The organism is Bradyrhizobium sp. JYMT SZCCT0428 (assembly GCF_018131075.1).
Taxonomy (GTDB): Bacteria; Pseudomonadota; Alphaproteobacteria; order Rhizobiales; family Xanthobacteraceae; genus Bradyrhizobium.
In genome coordinates this window covers 62,016-79,274 of sequence record NZ_JAFCLS010000009.1, presented here as the reverse complement: position 1 = coordinate 79,274, position 17,259 = coordinate 62,016, and the positions used below count along the sequence as shown (strand labels likewise).

At 62.7% G+C, this 17,259-nt stretch carries 15 protein-coding genes; 7 read left to right on the top strand and 8 right to left on the bottom strand.

Annotated features, from left to right (window positions below; all coding sequences use genetic code 11):
- The first annotated feature begins 191 nt into the window (after nucleotides 1-191).
- Together JQ575_RS11565 and JQ575_RS11560 are read left to right on the top strand one after the other, a co-directional pair.
- Nucleotides 192-1,295 carry a helix-turn-helix transcriptional regulator gene (locus JQ575_RS11565; RefSeq protein WP_212033321.1) on the top strand — a complete coding sequence of 368 codons (1,104 nt, stop codon included), beginning with the start codon at nucleotides 192-194 and terminating at the stop codon, nucleotides 1,293-1,295.
- A 50-nt stretch (nucleotides 1,296-1,345) separates the two neighbouring features.
- A complete protein-coding gene (locus JQ575_RS11560) occupies nucleotides 1,346-1,828 on the top strand; it encodes a hypothetical protein (protein WP_212033320.1) in 483 nt (160 codons plus the stop codon).
- A gap of 118 nt (nucleotides 1,829-1,946) precedes the next feature.
- Here JQ575_RS11560 and JQ575_RS11555 read toward each other — a convergent pair whose 3' ends face one another.
- From JQ575_RS11555 to JQ575_RS11540, 4 genes are all read right to left on the bottom strand, one after another.
- Complete coding sequence (locus JQ575_RS11555) at nucleotides 1,947-2,099, bottom strand: hypothetical protein (RefSeq protein WP_212033319.1); 153 nt, start codon at nucleotides 2,097-2,099, stop codon at nucleotides 1,947-1,949.
- A gap of 119 nt (nucleotides 2,100-2,218) precedes the next feature.
- Nucleotides 2,219-3,736, bottom strand: a complete 1,518-nt coding sequence (locus JQ575_RS11550) for an ABC-F family ATP-binding cassette domain-containing protein (RefSeq protein WP_212033318.1) — start codon at nucleotides 3,734-3,736, stop codon at nucleotides 2,219-2,221.
- 372 nt (nucleotides 3,737-4,108) lie between these two features.
- Nucleotides 4,109-4,879 (bottom strand): SDR family NAD(P)-dependent oxidoreductase, encoded by a 771-nt coding sequence (locus tag JQ575_RS11545; protein WP_212033317.1) that lies wholly within the window; start codon nucleotides 4,877-4,879, stop codon nucleotides 4,109-4,111.
- Nucleotides 4,880-5,734: 855 nt separating this feature from the next.
- Nucleotides 5,735-6,022 carry a hypothetical protein gene (locus JQ575_RS11540; RefSeq protein ID WP_212033316.1) on the bottom strand — a complete coding sequence of 96 codons (288 nt, stop codon included), beginning with the start codon at nucleotides 6,020-6,022 and terminating at the stop codon, nucleotides 5,735-5,737.
- 152 nt (nucleotides 6,023-6,174) lie between these two features.
- Here JQ575_RS11540 and JQ575_RS11535 point away from each other — a divergent pair, with 152 nt between their 5' ends.
- The 3 genes from JQ575_RS11535 to JQ575_RS11525 all read left to right on the top strand — a co-directional run bounded on the left by JQ575_RS11535 (nucleotide 6,175) and on the right by JQ575_RS11525 (nucleotide 12,113).
- Nucleotides 6,175-7,572 (top strand): CoA transferase, encoded by a 1,398-nt coding sequence (locus tag JQ575_RS11535; protein WP_212033425.1) that lies wholly within the window; start codon nucleotides 6,175-6,177, stop codon nucleotides 7,570-7,572.
- Between the two features lie 136 nt (nucleotides 7,573-7,708).
- Nucleotides 7,709-8,956, top strand: coding sequence for an efflux RND transporter periplasmic adaptor subunit (locus JQ575_RS11530; RefSeq protein ID WP_212033315.1), 1,248 nt, complete (start codon nucleotides 7,709-7,711; stop codon nucleotides 8,954-8,956).
- Between the two features lie 34 nt (nucleotides 8,957-8,990).
- Entirely contained in the window at nucleotides 8,991-12,113 is a 3,123-nt protein-coding gene (locus JQ575_RS11525) for an efflux RND transporter permease subunit (protein WP_212033314.1), read from the top strand.
- An 80-nt stretch (nucleotides 12,114-12,193) separates the two neighbouring features.
- On the opposite strand, the gene JQ575_RS11520 is transcribed toward JQ575_RS11525, so the two are convergent.
- Nucleotides 12,194-13,159 (bottom strand): amidohydrolase family protein, encoded by a 966-nt coding sequence (locus JQ575_RS11520; RefSeq protein WP_212033313.1) that lies wholly within the window; start codon nucleotides 13,157-13,159, stop codon nucleotides 12,194-12,196.
- Here JQ575_RS11520 and JQ575_RS11515 point away from each other — a divergent pair.
- The gene (locus JQ575_RS11515; protein WP_212033431.1) at nucleotides 13,047-13,547 is read left to right on the top strand and encodes a hypothetical protein; all 501 of its coding nucleotides are present in this window, start codon (nucleotides 13,047-13,049) and stop codon (nucleotides 13,545-13,547) included. The genes JQ575_RS11520 and JQ575_RS11515 overlap by 113 nt on opposite strands.
- An 86-nt stretch (nucleotides 13,548-13,633) precedes the next feature.
- Nucleotides 13,634-15,232, top strand: coding sequence for an FAD-binding oxidoreductase (locus JQ575_RS11510; protein ID WP_212033312.1), 1,599 nt, complete (start codon nucleotides 13,634-13,636; stop codon nucleotides 15,230-15,232).
- Between the two features lie 162 nt (nucleotides 15,233-15,394).
- Here the strand turns inward: JQ575_RS11510 and JQ575_RS11505 are convergent, their stop codons facing one another.
- From JQ575_RS11505 to JQ575_RS11495, 3 genes are read right to left on the bottom strand one after another with little or no spacing between them, the layout of a single operon-like run.
- Nucleotides 15,395-15,739: a hypothetical protein gene (locus JQ575_RS11505; protein ID WP_212033311.1), complete on the bottom strand. Its 345-nt coding sequence runs from the start codon at nucleotides 15,737-15,739 to the stop codon at nucleotides 15,395-15,397.
- The gene (locus tag JQ575_RS11500) at nucleotides 15,729-16,829 is read right to left on the bottom strand and encodes a hypothetical protein (RefSeq protein ID WP_212033310.1); all 1,101 of its coding nucleotides are present in this window, start codon (nucleotides 16,827-16,829) and stop codon (nucleotides 15,729-15,731) included. The genes JQ575_RS11505 and JQ575_RS11500 overlap by 11 nt, the downstream gene beginning before the upstream one ends.
- On the bottom strand, nucleotides 16,822-17,244 hold the full coding sequence (locus JQ575_RS11495) for a hypothetical protein (RefSeq protein ID WP_249166589.1): 423 nt from the start codon (nucleotides 17,242-17,244) through the stop codon (nucleotides 16,822-16,824). The genes JQ575_RS11500 and JQ575_RS11495 overlap by 8 nt, the downstream gene beginning before the upstream one ends.
- Nucleotides 17,245-17,259 lie beyond the last annotated feature (15 nt).

Below are 17,259 nucleotides of genomic sequence, written 5' to 3'. Positions count from 1 at the left end.
GCGATGCTTCGAGTCAAAATTGGCCGACCTGCTGCAGAAGCGCTGGTAACGTTACCTGCCGGTCTCACCCAAATGGGGGTGGCGTTGCAAGGTTCCTTGGCGGAACCTGCAACAGCGCAGAATCGTTGTCGATGAGCTCGTCTTTGCACGCCGGTTTGGAAGCGCGTGGCTGAAGTGGCATAGGCTGACCAATGGGAACGAAGGTGGACGTTGGCCGGCTGCAGTCGATCAGCAACCGGCTCGGCGATGCAGTGATCGATCCTGCGATGTGGCCTGCCTTGATGCAGGACATTTGCAGCGCCAGCAACTCAGCGGCGGCATGCTTGCTTCAAAGCGACGTCCGGACGCCCGACGTGCCGATGACGGAGTCCGGGCGGGAGTTTTTCAAATCCTATTTCGACAATCGCTTCCACGAAAACGACATCCGCGCGGCGCGCGGCGTTCCGTTGTTGCTCGCGGGCCGTCAGATCGTCAGCGACCAGGACATCTTCAGCTCTGAAACGGAAATGCTTCGCGATCCCCTGTATGCGCATGCGAACAATTTCGGGCTGCGGTGGTTTGCGGTTATCGGATTTTTTGCCGGACCTGCGTTGTGGGGTTTCTCCATCCAACGCACGATCGGTGAGGGAGCTTTTGACGAATCCGAAAAGGCGGCGCTTGCGGCCCTGTCCCAACGATTGACGGAGACCGCCACGCTTTCCACTGCGGTCGGAAGGGGCGTGCTGTCCGGCATTACCAATGCCTTGGCCTTCATCAAGCGCGCGGCGATCGCGCTCGACCGGTTCGGATCGGTCATCGACATCAATCCGTCTGCGGAAGCCGCCCTTGGCGGCGATATCAGGATCGTCGGGCAGCGCCTCGTCATATCAGACAGACGGGCCCAGGCGGCCTTCAATAATTTCCTCGACCGGCTGAGAACGGCCTCCGACGTCGATGCGCTCGGCGTCGCGCCCATCGTGGTTCGCCGCGCCGGCAAGCCGCCGATCGTCGTCCGTGTGCTGCCGGTCGATGGCGCGGCGCGCAGTCCGTTTCTCGGGGCCCGCGCCATTCTCATCCTCTCCGGCTTCGACGAAGGCGAGGCCGAACAGTTGACGATGCTGCGCCAGGCCTTCCGCCTGACGCCATCGGAAGCGCGCATCACCCTGCGTCTGGCCGGCGGCAAGTCGCTGGAAGAAGTCGCGCAGGAAATGGCAATAGCGCATGAAACCGCACGGTCGCATCTGAAGGCAATCTTCCGCAAGACCGACACCCACCGGCAGGGCGAGCTGATTGCGCTGGTCAGCCGCCTGCGATAAGGCGTTGACCACACGCCGCCTGCGAAAAGCTGATGCCGATGGGGGTTTTCATGATGGCTCGATTGGCCGCGCCGGCCATGCTGGTTCTGATCGCCACCACCTTGGCCGCGCATGCCCAGCCCGCCGACAAGCGAACATGGCGGCTCCGGACCGTGGATGGCCAATCGATGCTGTCCTACGGCACCGACAACGCCGAAGACACCCCGATCACGTTCCGCTGCAAACCGGGCCAGGGCGTCGTGAAGGTCTTCATCAACGAGACCGGCGCCGGCGTGAAGCCGCGCCAGGCGATGTCGGCGTCGCTGATCGCCGGGAGCGTCACCGCGAAACTGCAGGGAAGGACGCTTGTGAACGAGGAAGCCGGCACGCCGAGCTTCGATGGCTCGCTTCCGGGCGGTGATCCGCTGTTCCCGGCGCTGCGGCAGGCGAAGTCGCTGGTGATGGTGGTGGGGCCTTCGCGCCAGCAGGTCCCGCTTCGCGAACTCGGCGACAAGGCGGACAAGTTCGAGGGGCTGTGCCGGAAGCGCGCGTGAAAAAGGCCGCCGGGCGAGGCGGCCTCATTCGTGACCGGTGGAACATGGCGACCCGTCGTCGCCAGATCCCTGCGCAAATCCGGAACTGTTAGTGATAGGTGCCGAGCGTCGGCCGGGTCTAGATGTCCTGCATGATCCATCCGCCAACGGCGCGCTCCGCAAGCATCTTCGCAAGCCTGGAGTCCATCGCGCCGCCCACCACGATCTCGAGCTGTGCGTCGTCGATCATGGCCGACTGGTCGTTACGTTCTGAATTCCTGGACTTGGTCATTGCCGTCTCCCGTTTTCCCTGTAGCGAGACCATTCCCGCCATCCCTGATGACAGGGATACGACACGTGCCGGGGCGCCACCGTGACGCGTGTACACAGCAAACGGGCTGTCTCGCAGCGCTAACTGACCGCTGCAAACAGCCCTTCCGGTTCCTCCAGTTCGACCAGCTTCTTCTTTTCGATCAGCCAGAAGCGATTGCCCACCGTCCGCACGAAGTTGCGGTCATGTGACACCAGCAGGCAGCTTGCCTGATGAACCATCAGTTCAGCCTCCAGGGCTTCCTGCCCCTCGATATCCAGATGATTGGTGGGTTCATCGAGCAGATAAAAGTTTGGCTGGGCAAGCCGCAGCAACAGCATGCCCAGCCGCGCCTTCTGTCCGCCGGAAAGCTGGCCGATCGGACGGCTCTGCATCTCGATCGAGAGGCCGGCACCCGCGAGCAAGGTGCGCGCACGCTGATCGCCGACATCGAAGCGGCGGATGATCGTGTGTGTCGGAGTGTCGGCATCAGCAAGACCCGCAAGCGCCTGATCGCAATAGCCGAGAACCAGCGACTGCGTGGCCTTGATGCCGGCGTGCACCACGTCTCGATTTTCGATTGCCGCGCGCAGCATGGCGACGAACCGGGTCTTGCCTGCCCCGTTCAAGCCAAGCAACACGATCCGGTCTCCCTTGCAGATGAACTGCTTGCCGGTCCGAAACAGCAGCCTGCCATCCGGCGTCTCGACCGTGGCGTTGTCCAGCGTCACCATCACCTTGGCGTGGGTTCCGCGATTGGCAAGCCTGATTGTGCCGGCGGATCGTTCGAGATGCGCGGGCTTTGCCGCATCTTCCAGTTTTTCGGCGCGCTGCTTCAACTGCCTGGTTTTCGACAACAGCAGGTCGCTGCCGGAATTGATGCCGAGGTTGTTGAGCTTCGCAGCTTGCTGGCGCAGCTGCTGGGCGGTCTTGAGGTCATGCTGATAGCGCCGCTCGTCGGAAGCGTCCACTTCGCGGAGCGCGGCGCGTGCCCGCGTATAGGGCAATGAAAACAGCTGCGACTGCTCCGGCCGCAGGAACAGCGTCCGGTTCGTGGTCGCATCGAGAAAGGCGCGGTCGTGGCTGGATATGACGACCGGCATCTCGCGCGGCAGCGTGTTCAGCCAGTTTTCAAGCTGGCTGATCCTGGCGAGGTCGAGATGGTTGGTCGGCTCGTCGAGCAGCAGAACATCGGCCTCCGTCATCAGCACACGCGCAAGCATGGCAAGCCGCTGCCAGCCGCCGCTCAACTGTTTCAGCGGCCTCTGCCGCAACGCTTCGGGCACCCCAAGCGATTCCAGGGCAACGTCGACCCGCCAGCGTTCGCTGATCCGTTGTTCGGCCGAGAGCGCCTCGAGCACGGCTGTATAGAGGGGTGTCTCCATCAGAGCTTCCGGCACGTTCTGCTCGACACAGCCCACCGTCAGCCCGCGCGACCTTGTGATCTCGCCCTCGCTCGCTTCCATGGTGCCTGCCATGCAGCGCAGCAGGGTGGATTTTCCGCGACCGTTGGCGGCGACCAGCCCGATCCGGTCGCCGGGATTGACGACGAGGTTCAGCCGGGAAAACAGCGGCACGCTCAGCGTCAAGCCGAGATTGCGGATCGTAATAAGCGTCATGATCGTTCTCTGGTCCTGCCGGCGATCACGATATCCGGGGCACGCAGCCATCGTCGGACGTCGGTGTCAAAGCGCGGCGATGAATGAGAATGCAGGCGCGAGCGCAAGAGCGCGCAACGCCGCATGGCCACGAAGGGCAGACCAGGAAGAAGTTCAGAAGTCTCTGGTCAGCCCTGCAAACGCATTTGCAGGGCGTTGACCGGGCCACGCTGGCGATAGTGCCGGAAGAACGTCATCATCGCGCGGCCCTCCTTTCAGGATTGAGTGACGTCAAAATAACGCGCTCCGCACAGGAGAGCAAGTCTCGTCGAGTCAGTTGTCGAGTCAATCGTCAGGCAACTGGCGACGGGCAAACGTGCTCCGGACTTGTCCTTAGAAATTCACCCGGTTCGAGATCGCGCCGTCGACGATGAGGTTAGACCCCGTCGTGAATGACGACACCGGGCTCGCGAGGAACACGGCGGCATTGGCGATTTCCTGCGGCGTCGCCATGCGGCCGGTCGGGTTGCGCGTCAGCGCATCCTGATAGCGCTTCGGCATGTTCTGCTCGATCATGTTCCAGACGCCGCCCTTGAAATAGACCGTGCCGGGCGACACCACGTTGACGCGGATTTTCTTCGACGCGTATTGCCGCGCCAGGCCCTTGGCCATGTGGACCAGCGCCGCCTTGATCGGACCGTAGGAACTGGCGTTGTCGGCCTGTGCCGCCGAGACTGACGAAATGATCACAAAGGCGGCGTCGCCGCTCTTTTCGCCGCTCGCTTCGAGGAACGGCCGCGCGGATTCGAACGCATTGACCGCGCCCAGCACGTCGAGCCGGAAATTCTGCTCCCAGGATGCGACATCGCCGCCTTGCGCCATGGCGCCGGCATTGGAGAACAGCATGTCGATGCCGCCGAGTTCGGAAGCTGCGCCGCCGATCCATGACTTCAGCGCCGCCGCGTCGGTGATATCGACGGAAGCGCCGGTGGCCTTGACGCCCCGCGCCTTCAGTTCCGCAACGGCGCCCGTGACCTGATCGGCGTTACGCGCGCAAACCGCGACATTGCCGCCTTCGCCGGCCAGCGTGTCGGCAATCGCCCGCCCGATGCCGCGTGTGCCGCCGAGGATGACGGCGTTTCTTCCCTTCAAGTCCAGATCCATTTTGTTTTTCCTTTTGTTGTCTCGCGATACTGTAGCAGAACCGCAGGGCAGGCCAAACGATCCTTACGCAAGGCGCGATACATCACAGCGTCCAGGCCCTTCTCGGCGTCGTCGAAGCTTGATTTGGATGTCGCTTTTTCCTCGTCATTGCGAGCGCAGCGAAGCAATCCATATTGTCCCAGGCCGTGCCATGGATTGCTTCGCTGCGCTCGCAATGACGGAGAGGTGCGACAAATCAACCCGACGGGCAAATCAATTCCGGTTCACAGAAATCGTGTCAAGCCCGAAATAAAAAATATTTCTGTTTACCGGAAGTAAAATCAGGTGCATATGTTTGGCCATCCCGTCCTACTCAGAAGGGCGTCGGCCGTCGTCACGGGCGTTGGGCGGGTTGCGGTGGACGCTGATGTCGCGAAGACGTAACGCGACAAAAGCGTACGGCAAAACCGTGTGGTCCTGGCGCCCGTTGCTGGCGTCAAGCTGTCGGATAGGCGTGAGCTGAACCGGCCGCGACGGAGTCAACCAAGAACTCGTCTCCGGGGAGATCACGGCATAAGCCGTAAAGCCATTGCGCAGGGAAGGCCGGGTGTTCTCCGCTGCCCTGTATGCTCGTGTGCAGCCTACTTAGTGCAAACCGCACACGGGACCGCGGGTGCAGCGCGCACCCGGTCTTCCCTGCGCCCTCTCAATGAGAGGGCGGGAAGTTTCTGGCAAAGCTCGGGCGCAATGCGCCGCGAGAATGCGAAGTCGTATCTGCGTAGGATGGGTAGAGCGAAGCGAAACCCATCACTCACGAACACCGGCGTTGATGGGTATCGCTTCGCTCCACCCATCCTACGCAATCCGCACCGTTGGCTACTCCGGCGCCGCGCCGACCGGCGGCCCGCCTGGCGGCCGGTGCAGGAAGGTGATCGTCGCATAGGCGCCGACCCAGGAGCCGACCGCGGCAAACGCCACATAGATCCAATTCTCGGTGTAGCTGATGACCGCATACGACGAGAGCAGGTACCAGATGCTGCTCCAGGTCGCCGCCGGCACGCGCTTGCGCGCCACCACGGCCGAGGTGAACATGACATAGACCGCATCGGTGGCGGCGGTTGCGAGCAGGACCGCACCGGCGGTCAGGGGTTCGACGGCGGCCATTGCAACTCCTTCATGCAGTTAAGGCGTAGCCTGGATGGAGTGTAGCGAAATCCGGGAGGATTTCGCCAAGCGGATCGCTCTACCCGGATTGCGCTACGCTCCATCCGGGCTACGTTGCGATGCCAAGGAAAGACTAGGGAAGAGACATGCCGATGCAAAGCCCGCGTGAAATTCTCGGTGATATCTGGACGTCGGCCGGCGGCGAAGCTTCCGCGCTCGACGCCATCAAGCTGACCGGCGAAGAGCCGCAGCTGCCGTCGTCGTTTCGCGTCGCTGCCGCAGCACAAGCCAGTGTCGCAGCGACGGGGCTCGCCGCTGCCGGGATCTGGAAATTGCGCAGCGGGCAGTCGCAGGACGTTACCGTCGACATGCGCCACGCCGTGGTCGAATGCCGCTCCGAGCGTTACCTGCGCGTCGACGACAAGCCGCCGCCGCCGGCCTGGGACGCGATTGCCGGCGTCTACAAAACAGGCGACGCGCGCTTCGTGCGGCTGCATACCAATTTCCCGCATCACCGCGACGCCGTCTGCAAGGTGCTGAACTGCAAGCCGGAGCGCGACGACGTGCAGGCCGCGCTGATGCAATGGGATGGCGAGGCGTTCGAGACTGCGGCCTATGCCGCTGGCGGTGTGGTGTCGATGATGCGTTCATACGACGAATGGTCGGCGACGCCGCACGCGAGCGCGCTTGCCGAATTGCCGTTGATCACAATCGAGAAAATCGGCGACGCCGCACCAAAACCGTGGCCGAAGGGCGATCGGCCGCTCGCCGGCATTCGCGTGCTCGATCTGTCGCGCGTGATCGCGGGTCCCGTCGCGGGCCGCACGCTCGCTGCCCACGGCGCCGACGTGCTGCTGATCTCAGGTCCAGATCTGCCGGCGATTCCGTGGCTTACGATCGATACCGGGCGCGGCAAGCTGACGAGCTTTGTCGAACTCAAGAGCGAACAAGGCCGCGCGGTGTTTCGCGATCTGCTGACGCAGGCCGACATCATTTCGCAGGGCTACCGGCCGCGCGCGATCGCCGGCCTCGGCTTCGCACCGGAAGAGGCGGCCCGTATTAGTCCGGGGATCGTCTATGTGACGCTGTCGGCCTATGGTCATGCCGGTCCCTGGGCGGAGCGCCGCGGTTTCGACTCGCTGGTGCAGACGTCCACGGGCTTCAACCATGCCGAAGGGCAGGCGGCGGGCGTCGACGGGCCCAAGGAGCTGCCGGCGCAGATGCTGGACCACGCCACCGGTTACCTCATGGCGTTCGGTGCCATGATGGCCAAGGCGCGGCAGTCGCGCGAAGGCGGCAGCTGGCACGTTCGCGTGTCGCTGGCGCAGACCGGTCGGTGGCTGTGGAATCTCGGTCGCGTCGCCGATGGCTTCAAGACCGGGGATTTCAAGGGTGAAACCGTGATGCCTTTTATCGAGGAGGTGGCTTCTGGCTTTGGTGCACTGCGGTCGGTCCGGCACTCTGCGCTGCTGTCGAAAACCCCTGCGTTCTGGGCCCGTCCGGCGATGCCGCTTGGCAGCCACCCGCCGCAATGGCCGGCGCGCGAGTAGATATTTTCAGCCGCCGTTCAGGAAGACCTCTCCAAAAATTAACGGCCGTGCTCGTTTTTTAGCTTGTTTGGAACTCCGATTAGGCACTATTAGCGGGTGAGGCAAATTGTCGCCATTGCTGAGTTGAACAGACCGCATGCGTAATGGATTAATTAAGCAAATTCAACTACTTGCTCGACGGCGACCGGCGGTGTTCATTGCCTTGCTCGCGCTTGCAGGCGCGGGCGTCTATGGCTTCGCGCAGTTCAGCGCAACCCAGCCCAAGCATTCCGAGGTGTCCAGTCAGTCCCGCAAGGGAGGACAGCAGCGCTACAAGCTGTCGCCGGCCGAATGGGCCAGCCTGACCATCCAGCCCGTTGCCACGCGTGGCTTCCGTGCCGAGCACGTCACCGAAGGCAAGATCGCGATCGATGAAGATCGCTCGACCCCGGTGTTCTCGCCCTATGCCGGCAGGGTCACCCGGCTTCTGGTCCGGCCCGGCGATAATGTCGTCAAGGGTCAGCCGCTGTTCGTGATCGAGGCTGCCGACAACGTTCAGGCGCAGAACGATTTCATCGGCGCCATGACCGCCATGAACAAGGCAAAGTCCGCGCTCGACCTGGCGCAACTGCAGGGCCAGCGCGCCAAGGATCTGTTCGAAGGCAAGGCCGTTCCGCTCAAGGACTATCAGCAGAGCCAGGCGACGCTGATCCAGGCGCAGAACGACATGCGCTCCTCGCAGACGGCGATGGAAGCGGCGCGCAACAAGCTGCGGATTCTCGGCCTCACCGACGAGGACATCGCGACCTTCCAGGAAAAGGGCCGCATCAATCCGGAAACCACCATCTTCGCGCCGATCGCCGGCACCGTGGTCCAGCGCAAGATCGGCCCCGGCCAGTATGTGAACTCCGGCGCCAGCGATCCGGTCTATGTCATCGGCGATCTCTCTACCGTCTGGATGGTCGCCTTCGTGCGCGAGACCGACGCCGCCAATGTAGCGGTCGGGCAGGACGTCGCGTTCAACGTGCTGGCGCTGCCGAACCAGGCGCTGTCGGCGCGCGTCAATTACGTTTCCACCGCGATCGATCCGGCGACGCGCCGGCTCCTGGTCCGCGCCACCGTCGACAACACCAACGGCGTGCTCAAGCCGGAAATGTTCGCCAATGTGACGATCTACTCGGCCAGCGATCATCCGGCGGTCGGGGTGCCGAAGACGGCGTTGATCTACGAGGGGGACCAGGTCCGGATCTGGGTCGTGCATGACGACCACACGATTGAACTCCGCCAGATCAAGGCGGGCCTCGCCAATGGCGATCTCGTCGAGGTGGTCGGCAATCTGAAGCCCGGCGAGCTGATCGTGACAAAGGGCGCGCTGTTCATCGACCGGGCCGCGTCCGGCAGCTGATCTCCCGCTCTACTCACTGAAAGCTTCGATCTGAATGGATCGCCTCGTCGCCCTTGCCGTCAGCCGCCGCTATTTGATGGTCGGCATGTTCGTCGCGGTGATGGTCGGCGGCCTGATCGCGTTCAAGCAGCTCAACATCGAGGCCTATCCCGACCCGACTCCGCCGATGGTCGACATCGTGACGCAAAGTCCGGGCCTGTCGTCGGAGGAGATCGAGCGCTACATCACGATCCCCATCGAGACCCAGGTCGCCGGCATCAAGAACCTGCGCACCATCCGCACCATTTCGCTATACGGCCTGTCCGACGTCAAACTGCAGTTCTCCTTCGACTACACCTATGACGAGGCGCTGCAGCAGGTATTGAACCGGCTGTCACAACTCGCGCCGTTGCCGGGCAACGTGCAGCCCGGCATTTCGCCGCTCAGCCCGATCGGCGAAATCTATCGCTACCGGCTGAAGGGCCCGCCGAACTACAGCGTGCTCGACCTGAAGACGCTGCAGGACTGGGTGTTGCAGCGCCGCTTCCGCGCCGTGCCCGGCGTGATCGACGTCACCGGCTGGGGCGGCAAGACCAAGACCTATGAGCTGCAGGTCGATTTCAACAAGCTGGTCGCCAACGGCCTGACGCTGCCGCAGGTGCTGCAGGCCGTCAGCAACGCCAACATCAATGTCGGCGGCAACACCGTCAATATCGGCGCGCAATCCGCCGTGGTGCGCGGCGTCGGACTGATCCGCTCGATCGACGACCTCAACAACACCATGGTGTCGCAATCGGGCGGCAATCCGGTGCTGGTCAGCGACATCGCGCATGTCACCATCGGCGAGAAGCCGCGGCTCGGCATCGCCGGGCTCGACCAGGACGACGACATCGTTCAGGGCATCGTGCTGATGCGGCGCGGCGAGCAGAGTGCGCCAACCATCACCCGCGTCGAGCAGCTGGTCGCTTCCATCAACAATTCCAGCATCCTGCCGCCGGGCGTCAAGATCGAACGGATCTACGACCGCAAGGACCTGATCGACATCACCACCCACACCGTGCTGCACAACATGGTGGTCGGGATCATCCTGATCGTGCTGCTGCAATGGCTGTTCCTCGGCGATCTCCGAAGCGCGCTGATCGTCGGGGCAACGATCCCGTTCGCACTGTTCTTCGCCGTCATCATCCTGGTGCTGCGCGGCGAATCCGCCAATCTGCTCTCGGTCGGTGCGATCGACTTCGGGCTGATCGTCGATGCCACCGTGATCATGGTGGAAGCGATCTTCCGCCGGCTGTCGCAGACCGCGGCGTTGTCGGAGGCCGAGCGCAGCCAGATCTCCTTCGACACCACGATGGGGATGAAGAGCCACGCCATCCTCTCCGCTTCCGCCGACGTGTCGCGCTCGATCTTCTTCGCCGCCGCCATCATCATCGCCGCCTTCCTGCCGCTGTTCACGCTGAGCGGCGTCGAAGGTAACATCTTCGGGCCGATGGCGCGGACCTATGCCTACGCGCTAGCGGGCGGCTTGCTGGCGACCTTCACCGTCACGCCGGCGCTCAGCGCCATCATCCTGCCTTCGCATATGGAGCACACCGAAACCTGGATCATGCGGCAGCTCGACCGGCTCTATCTGCCGGTACTGAATTGGGCGGTCGCCAACCGCAGAATCGTGATGGCCGGAGCTGCGGTCCTCGTGATCACGACCATCGTGTTCGCGCGGCTGCTCGGGCTGGAATTTCTGCCCAAGCTGGAAGAGGGCAATCTTTGGATCAGAGCCACGCTGCCGCCGACCATCTCGCTGCAGGAAGGCAATACCTACGTCAACGAGATGCGGAGGCTGATCCGCAGCCGCCCCGAAGTGGAATCGGTGGTGTCGCAGCACGGCCGCCCCGACGACGGCACCGACGCCGCGGGCCTGTTCAATGCCGAATTCTTCGCGCCACTGAAGCCGGCCAGCGAATGGCCCAATACCCATGACAAGGACGAACTGACCGCGCAATTGCTCGCGCAGTTGCAGGAAAAATTCCCCGGCGTCGAATTCAACTTCTCGCAATATCTGCAGGACAACGTCTCGGAGGCGGTCTCCGGCGTCAAGGGCGAGAACTCGATCAAACTATACGGCAACGATCTGCAGGCGCTGACCGACACTGCCAACAAGATCAAATCCGTCCTCGCCACCGTGCAGGGCGTAACGGATCTCGCGGTATTCACCTCGCTCGGCCAGCCCACTGTCCAGATCGATATCGATCGCGCAAAGGCGGCGCGCTACGGCCTGTCGCCGGGCGATATCAACGCCACCATCAAGGTCGCGGTCGGTGGCGACACCGCCGGCGACATCTATGAACCCGGCAGCGACCGGCATTTCCCGATCATCGTTCGTCTCGCGCCGGAATATCGCAAGAGTGCCGAGGCGATCCACAATTTGCGGATCGGTGTCGCCGGACCGGGCGGTGCGATCACGCAGATCCCGCTCAGCGAGGTCGCTTCGATCAATCTGATCTCGGGCGCCGCCTATATCTACCGCGAAGGGCAGGAGCGCTATCTGCCGATCAAGTTCTCGGTCCGCGAGCGCGATCTCGGCAGCGCGATCCAGGAAGCGCAGGACAAGGTCGCAAGCCGGGTCCAGCTGCCGCCGGGATCGCGGGTCGAGTGGGTCGGCGAATTCGGCAATCTGCAGGACGCCATCAAGCGGCTGTCGATCGTGGTGCCGATCAGCCTGGCGCTGATCGCGGTGCTGCTGTTCTTCAATTTCGGTTCGATGGTCGACACGTTATTGGCGATGAGCGTGATCCCGATGGCGATCTTCGGCGGCGTGCTCGGGCTATTGATCTCGGGGATTCCGTTCAGCGTATCGGCGGCGATCGGCTTCATCGCACTGTTCGGCATCGCCGTGATGGACGGCATCATCATCCTGTCGCAGTACAATCAATTGATCGATGAAGGTTATGAGCGAATGCGTGCCGTGATCCGCACCGGCGAACTGCAATTGCGGCCGGTGCTGATGACCTGCGTCGTCGCCGGCGTCGGCTTGCTGCCGGCGGCGCTGTCGGCGGGGATCGGCTCACAAGTGCAAAAGCCGCTGGCGGTGGTGGTCGTCACCGGCATGATGTTGGCGCCGATCGTCATCCTGATCACGCTGCCGGTGCTGATCTCGGTGTTCTCGCGCCGGGCGCGTTGAGGGGAGCGAGTGGTTGCGGGATTTGGAACCGCAACCCGCTCCGGCAAACGGAGCGGGCGGCGGTCTCCGGGAAACTGATCTTAGAACCCGTACAGCCGCGCTGGATTGTCGACCAGGATCTTCTTGCGCACGGCGGCATCCGGCGTCCACACCGGCAGCTGGTTGAGCAGCTGTCCATCGTCGATCTGGAACAGCGGCGTCACGTCGCTGATCTGCTTGCCGGCAGGCGTCACCGAATCCGGATGCGGCCAGTCGGTGCCCCAGACGATGCGGTCGGCATTGGCTGCGATCAGCGCCTGCGCCAGCGGGGTGCAATCGGCATAGTCGGGGCCGACCTTCGAGGCGCGGTAGGCGCCGGAGATCTTCACATGGGCCTTGCCTGACTTCACCAGCTCCACCAGATCGGCAAAGCCGGGCTGGCCGACGCCGAGCGCAGCCTGCGCGCCGCCGAAATGGTCGAACACCACAGGCACCGGCGACGCCAGGACAAGGTCCTTGATCGCGGTAATCATGGGCAGGCTCGTGAACAGCTGCACATGCCAGCCGCGCGCCTTGATGCGCTCGACGGCGGCGGAGAACCGCGGCCGGCCGACGGTGGGATCATTGACGCCGCCGGTGGCGAGGTTGAGCCGGATGCCGCGGATGCCGGCCTTGCCCATGGCGTCGAGATCGGCTTCCGACGTCTTGTCGTCGATCACGGCGACACCGCGCGCGGTCGCGCCGCGGGCGGCCATGCCGAACAGGGTGGCGGAGTTGTCGGGCCCGTAGATGCTCGGTGTCACGATCACCACGCGTTCCATCTTGATCGCCTTGTGCAAGGCGGTCATCTCTTCCGGCGAGGCCAGTTCCGGCGTGTAGACGCGGCCGGCGAAGAACGGGAATTTCGCGGGGTCCGGGTGGATGTGGGTGTGGCAGTCGCAGGCGCCAGCAGGAATGTCGAAATTCACCGGCGTTGCCGGTTGGGCTGCCTTGGCAAGGACGGTTCGGCTGTTCATGGTCACTCCGGCGGCGATCGAGGCAAGCATCATACTGCGTCGCGTCAACATTGGCGTTCTCCCTGTGCGTTTGATGTCGTTGATTGTTCGCATCTCGACCGGGCGCGTGGCCGGTCGATCTCTGCGGAAGCGCTTCCCCATTCTTGCGCCGGGCGTTATCAGCCGCGGTCGTGCGCGGGAGACTATAGAGCTGCGCGCGTTGCGGGAAGGGCGTTTGCTACGTGGGATTGATATGGCCGCCAATCGCGTGGCGCACTTCTCCGACAAGCTCTGGCAGCCCCCGCGATCCGTCGAGACGCAGAACCGGGCAGGGCAGTGCGGCAAGCTACGCCTGATGCTTCGCCAAATTGCGGCTCGTTTTGCCCTCCTCGGAGCCGGAGGCCCATTCGATGAATTGCGGCAGTTCTTCATCCGAATATCCGGGATTATCGTTCGGTAAGATCAGCACCTTATCGAACCATAAGCTCCGCCATTTGACTAATTATCCACCTGCCGGGACTATCGGACATCACTTGGAATCAATTCATGCGGAAATTTTCACAGAAGTTCAAAACCGGGGCGTCCGTCGCCGCGGTGGTCGTGGTGCTGTTTGGCGTTTACGGCTACCGCAAACTGCAGGCGCTTGCCGCCGATCCCAGCGGCGAAAAGGATTGCGGACCGGCGGTGGGGGGTGGCGAGCAGGCAAAAATCGATCTGGAGCGGATCAAAGCGATCGCGCCGCTGAAAGACGTAAAATGGTCGCAGCTCGGCGGCAGCATCAATGATGCCAGCTGTCTCAACAAGACCGAAATCTACGGCGTGGTCGAGGTGCGCAGCGTCGACGACATAGCGAAAACGCTGACGTTCGCGCGCGACAACAAGCTCTCGGTCACGACCGCCGGCGTCCGCCACAGCATGGGCGGGCAGGCGTTCCGCAAGGGCGGCATCGTGCTCGATATGCGCGGCTTCAACAAGGTCGTCCTCAACGAGAGCCGGCGATCCATCACCGTGCAGCCGGGCGCGACCTGGCACGACATCCAGAACCTGCTGCACCCGCGGTTTGCGGTGCGTGCCATGCAGTCGACCGATATTTTCAGCGTCGGCGGTTCGATCTCGGTCAACGCCCACGGCATGGACCATCAGGCCGGCGCGCTCCGCAAATCGATCAAGTCGATGCGCGTGATGCTGGCGGACGGGTCGCTGCGCACGGTGTCGGAAACCGAGAACAAGGAGTTGTTCAACCTCGTGGTCGGCGGCTACGGCCTGTTCGGCGTGATCGTAGAGGCCGAGCTCGATATCGCCGACAACCTGGTCTACCAGACCGGACGCCGCATCATGGACTACAAGGAGTTTCCGGGGCTGTTCACCAAGGAGATCGAGAAGGATACCAATATCGGCCTGATGTACGGCCACCTCTCGACCGCGCCGAGCAGCTTCCTCAGGGAATTGCTGCTCTATACCTACACCAAGGTCGACGGATCGGATTTCAAGCGCGAACCGCTTGGCGAGGTCTCGGGCACCAAGCTGCGACGGCTGACGATCAACCTGTCCAAGCAGGGACCACTGTTCCAAGAAATGAAGTGGCTGTCCGAGAAGCACATCGAGCACCGGATGGAAACCTGCACCGTGACGCGGGCGCAGGCGATCGGCTCGGCGGAAGCGTGTCTCGTCAACCGCAACGATCCGATGCACGATTCCGTGCCGTATTTGCGCAACGCGCTGCCCAACGACACCGACATCCTGCATGAATATTTCATCCCGCGCAGCCAGTTCGTCTCCTTTGTCGATGGCATGCGCAAGGTGCTGACCGGCAACAAGACCAATTTGCTGAATGCCTCGGTGCGCATCGTGCATCAGGAAGACAACTTCCTGACCTATTCGCCGGAGCCGGCATTCTCGCTGGTGCTCTACATCAACCAGACCACGGATGATGAAGGCAACAAGCGGATGAAGAAGGCGACCGAAGAGCTGATCGATCTCACGATCGCGCACAAGGGTCGGTTCTTTCTGCCCTACCAGCTGTATTATTCAAAGGATCAGTTGCAGCGGTCCTATCCGCAGATCAACGACTTCTTCGCGGCGAAGAAGAAATACGATCCGACAGAGCTGTTCACGAACACGATGTATCAGAAGTATGCGTCGTAGCGTGACCGAACTGAGACGGCTCCCTCGCCCCGCTCTTGCGGGGAGAGGGTTGGGGTGAGGGGCCTCCATCCGCGATGTCGGTATATCGTAAGACCTGTACCCCCTCACCCGGATCGCAAGGGCGATCCGACCTCTCCCCGCAAGCGGGGCGAGGTAAGAAGATCACAGCTGCGCGATGCGCTTGGGCGGCAGCCCGCTGCAGCCGCCGGCTTGCTCCGCGTCCAGCACCAACAGTGCACCCGCTGCATAGAGGCGGGCGACGAAGCCGGCATCGTCGGAGCGCGCAAAGGTGACATAGTTGCTCGCTGCAAGCACGCGGCCGTTGGCTTGGGCGATGATGGCCAGCGCCTGCGCCGGCGGGCCGACGATGGCCATCGACTTGCCCGGCGCCGATCCGAACGTCAATGCGATCACAACCACAAGCCAGCCGCACACCACGAGCGCGAAAGCGCCCGCGATCGGGCGTAGTGGCCGCAGCCTGCCATGATGTGTCGCTTCAGTAATCATAGAAATGCTCGATGCTCACGCCCCTGGCCTTGAGGTCGCGGTTGATATCGACGAGACGGTCGATCCTAGCCTTCAGGCCGGCCCTGCGGAAGCCGGGTTTGCCATCAAGCTCCAGTGAAAACAGCTCCGTCGTCCCCTTGACGTCGAGCTTGGCGGCATCCGGCGCGATCACGGTGATCAGGATTTCACGGTTGCCGGCGATCTCGGCGAGGGCAAAACCCTGGTCCAGCAGGCCCTGCAGGATTTCGGTGAAATCCTTGTAGCGCGGCGTCTGCACCAGCTGCCATTGCGGCGTCAGCGTGCGGATCGGCTTGATCCGCGGCTCCCTCGCCAGTACCGCCGGCGGCAGTGTCGCGACCGCGAACATGATGTCGCGCGGCTCGTCATCGCCACCGGCATCGAGCGCTTTCTGGATCAACGCGGCATAACCAACCTTGAGATAGTACTCGGTGCCGAGCGCAAAAAACCGTTCCCAAGTTCGCAGCGGGCTATCGGTCCGCGCCGAGATCGCCATCAAGCCATCGAGCTTCTCGCGGAACGGGAATTTGAACCAGGGAACGGTGTAGAGAAACGCCGCATAGTCCTGCATCACCTTGCGCGCGTACAGGTCTTGCGGGGTCCGTTCCTCGCCCCGGATCCATTCGAACACACGGCCGACGGTGTTTTCATAAAACCCCTTGATCGCGTACTCGATCGAGTAGCTGACGCCGATCACATAGATCATGGTTTTGACTTCGGTGAGCGATTCACCGGTCGGCGGCACCGCCTGATTGATGGTGCAGAAGCTTCGCCAGAATCCGAAAATGTGTCCGAGATAGTTGAAATGGCTTTCGCTGGAGCGGTCGAGGAAGCGGCCGAAATCCTCGAACGAATAGACGATGTACCATTCGGGAAAGGTGAAGAAGGTATTGTTCTGCTTGCGCTGGTAACGCGGCTCATTGATCGCAGGCAGCGTCACCGACGGCGCAGGCGACGCCGAAGCCGACGAAGAGGGGCGGCACGTGCCCTCGATATAGGCCAGCGGCCCAAGCACCGACACCGCGATCAGGATCGCGATGGCGACAAGAATGCGCCGCAGCCATTTAAGCATGAACGGCGGTCCGCGTGCGCGGCGCCAGCAGATAGCCGATCAGGATGGCGACACCGCCGAGGGTGAGATGCGGCGCATTGGTGAACACCCGCGTCATCAGCGGCAAGTCGCGGATACCGTTGATCAGGATGCCGAAGTCGAGATAGCCCGAGCCGGTGAAGAGGCCGAGCAAGCCGTCGGCAAAGTAGAACGCGCCGAACAATTGGAAGAACAGTTCCGAGGCGCGGCGAGAGGTCAACGCTGCCGCCAGCGCCCACAGCGCGGAAACCAGATGCAGCCCGTCGGCATACCAGGTGCGGCGGAACAGGCCGAAGATCATGTCGTTCTGGTCGATGAAGGCCGGGATGTATCCGGTCAGGATCACGAAGCCGAGCAGGGCGGCGTAGCCCCAGGCGCACAATCTGATGATATCCATGATCCCTCCGGCCTT

Coding starts and splice junctions, on each gene's coding strand:
- JQ575_RS11545 (WP_212033317.1), bottom strand. CDS start 4,879: ATGGATCTGGACTTGAAGGGAAGAAACGCCGTCATCCTCGGCGGCACA.
- JQ575_RS11540 (WP_212033316.1), bottom strand. CDS start 6,022: ATGGCCGCCGTCGAACCCCTGACCGCCGGTGCGGTCCTGCTCGCAACC.
- JQ575_RS11505 (WP_212033311.1), bottom strand. CDS start 15,739: ATGATTACTGAAGCGACACATCATGGCAGGCTGCGGCCACTACGCCCG.
- JQ575_RS11520 (WP_212033313.1), bottom strand. CDS start 13,159: ATGTTGACGCGACGCAGTATGATGCTTGCCTCGATCGCCGCCGGAGTG.
- JQ575_RS11495 (WP_249166589.1), bottom strand. CDS start 17,244: ATGGATATCATCAGATTGTGCGCCTGGGGCTACGCCGCCCTGCTCGGC.
- JQ575_RS11535 (WP_212033425.1), top strand. CDS start 6,175: ATGCAAAGCCCGCGTGAAATTCTCGGTGATATCTGGACGTCGGCCGGC.
- JQ575_RS11560 (WP_212033320.1), top strand. CDS start 1,346: ATGATGGCTCGATTGGCCGCGCCGGCCATGCTGGTTCTGATCGCCACC.
- JQ575_RS11555 (WP_212033319.1), bottom strand. CDS start 2,099: ATGACCAAGTCCAGGAATTCAGAACGTAACGACCAGTCGGCCATGATC.
- JQ575_RS11550 (WP_212033318.1), bottom strand. CDS start 3,736: ATGACGCTTATTACGATCCGCAATCTCGGCTTGACGCTGAGCGTGCCG.
- JQ575_RS11510 (WP_212033312.1), top strand. CDS start 13,634: ATGCGGAAATTTTCACAGAAGTTCAAAACCGGGGCGTCCGTCGCCGCG.
- JQ575_RS11515 (WP_212033431.1), top strand. CDS start 13,047: ATGTCGAAATTCACCGGCGTTGCCGGTTGGGCTGCCTTGGCAAGGACG.
- JQ575_RS11565 (WP_212033321.1), top strand. CDS start 192: ATGGGAACGAAGGTGGACGTTGGCCGGCTGCAGTCGATCAGCAACCGG.
- JQ575_RS11525 (WP_212033314.1), top strand. CDS start 8,991: ATGGATCGCCTCGTCGCCCTTGCCGTCAGCCGCCGCTATTTGATGGTC.
- JQ575_RS11530 (WP_212033315.1), top strand. CDS start 7,709: ATGCGTAATGGATTAATTAAGCAAATTCAACTACTTGCTCGACGGCGA.
- JQ575_RS11500 (WP_212033310.1), bottom strand. CDS start 16,829: ATGCTTAAATGGCTGCGGCGCATTCTTGTCGCCATCGCGATCCTGATC.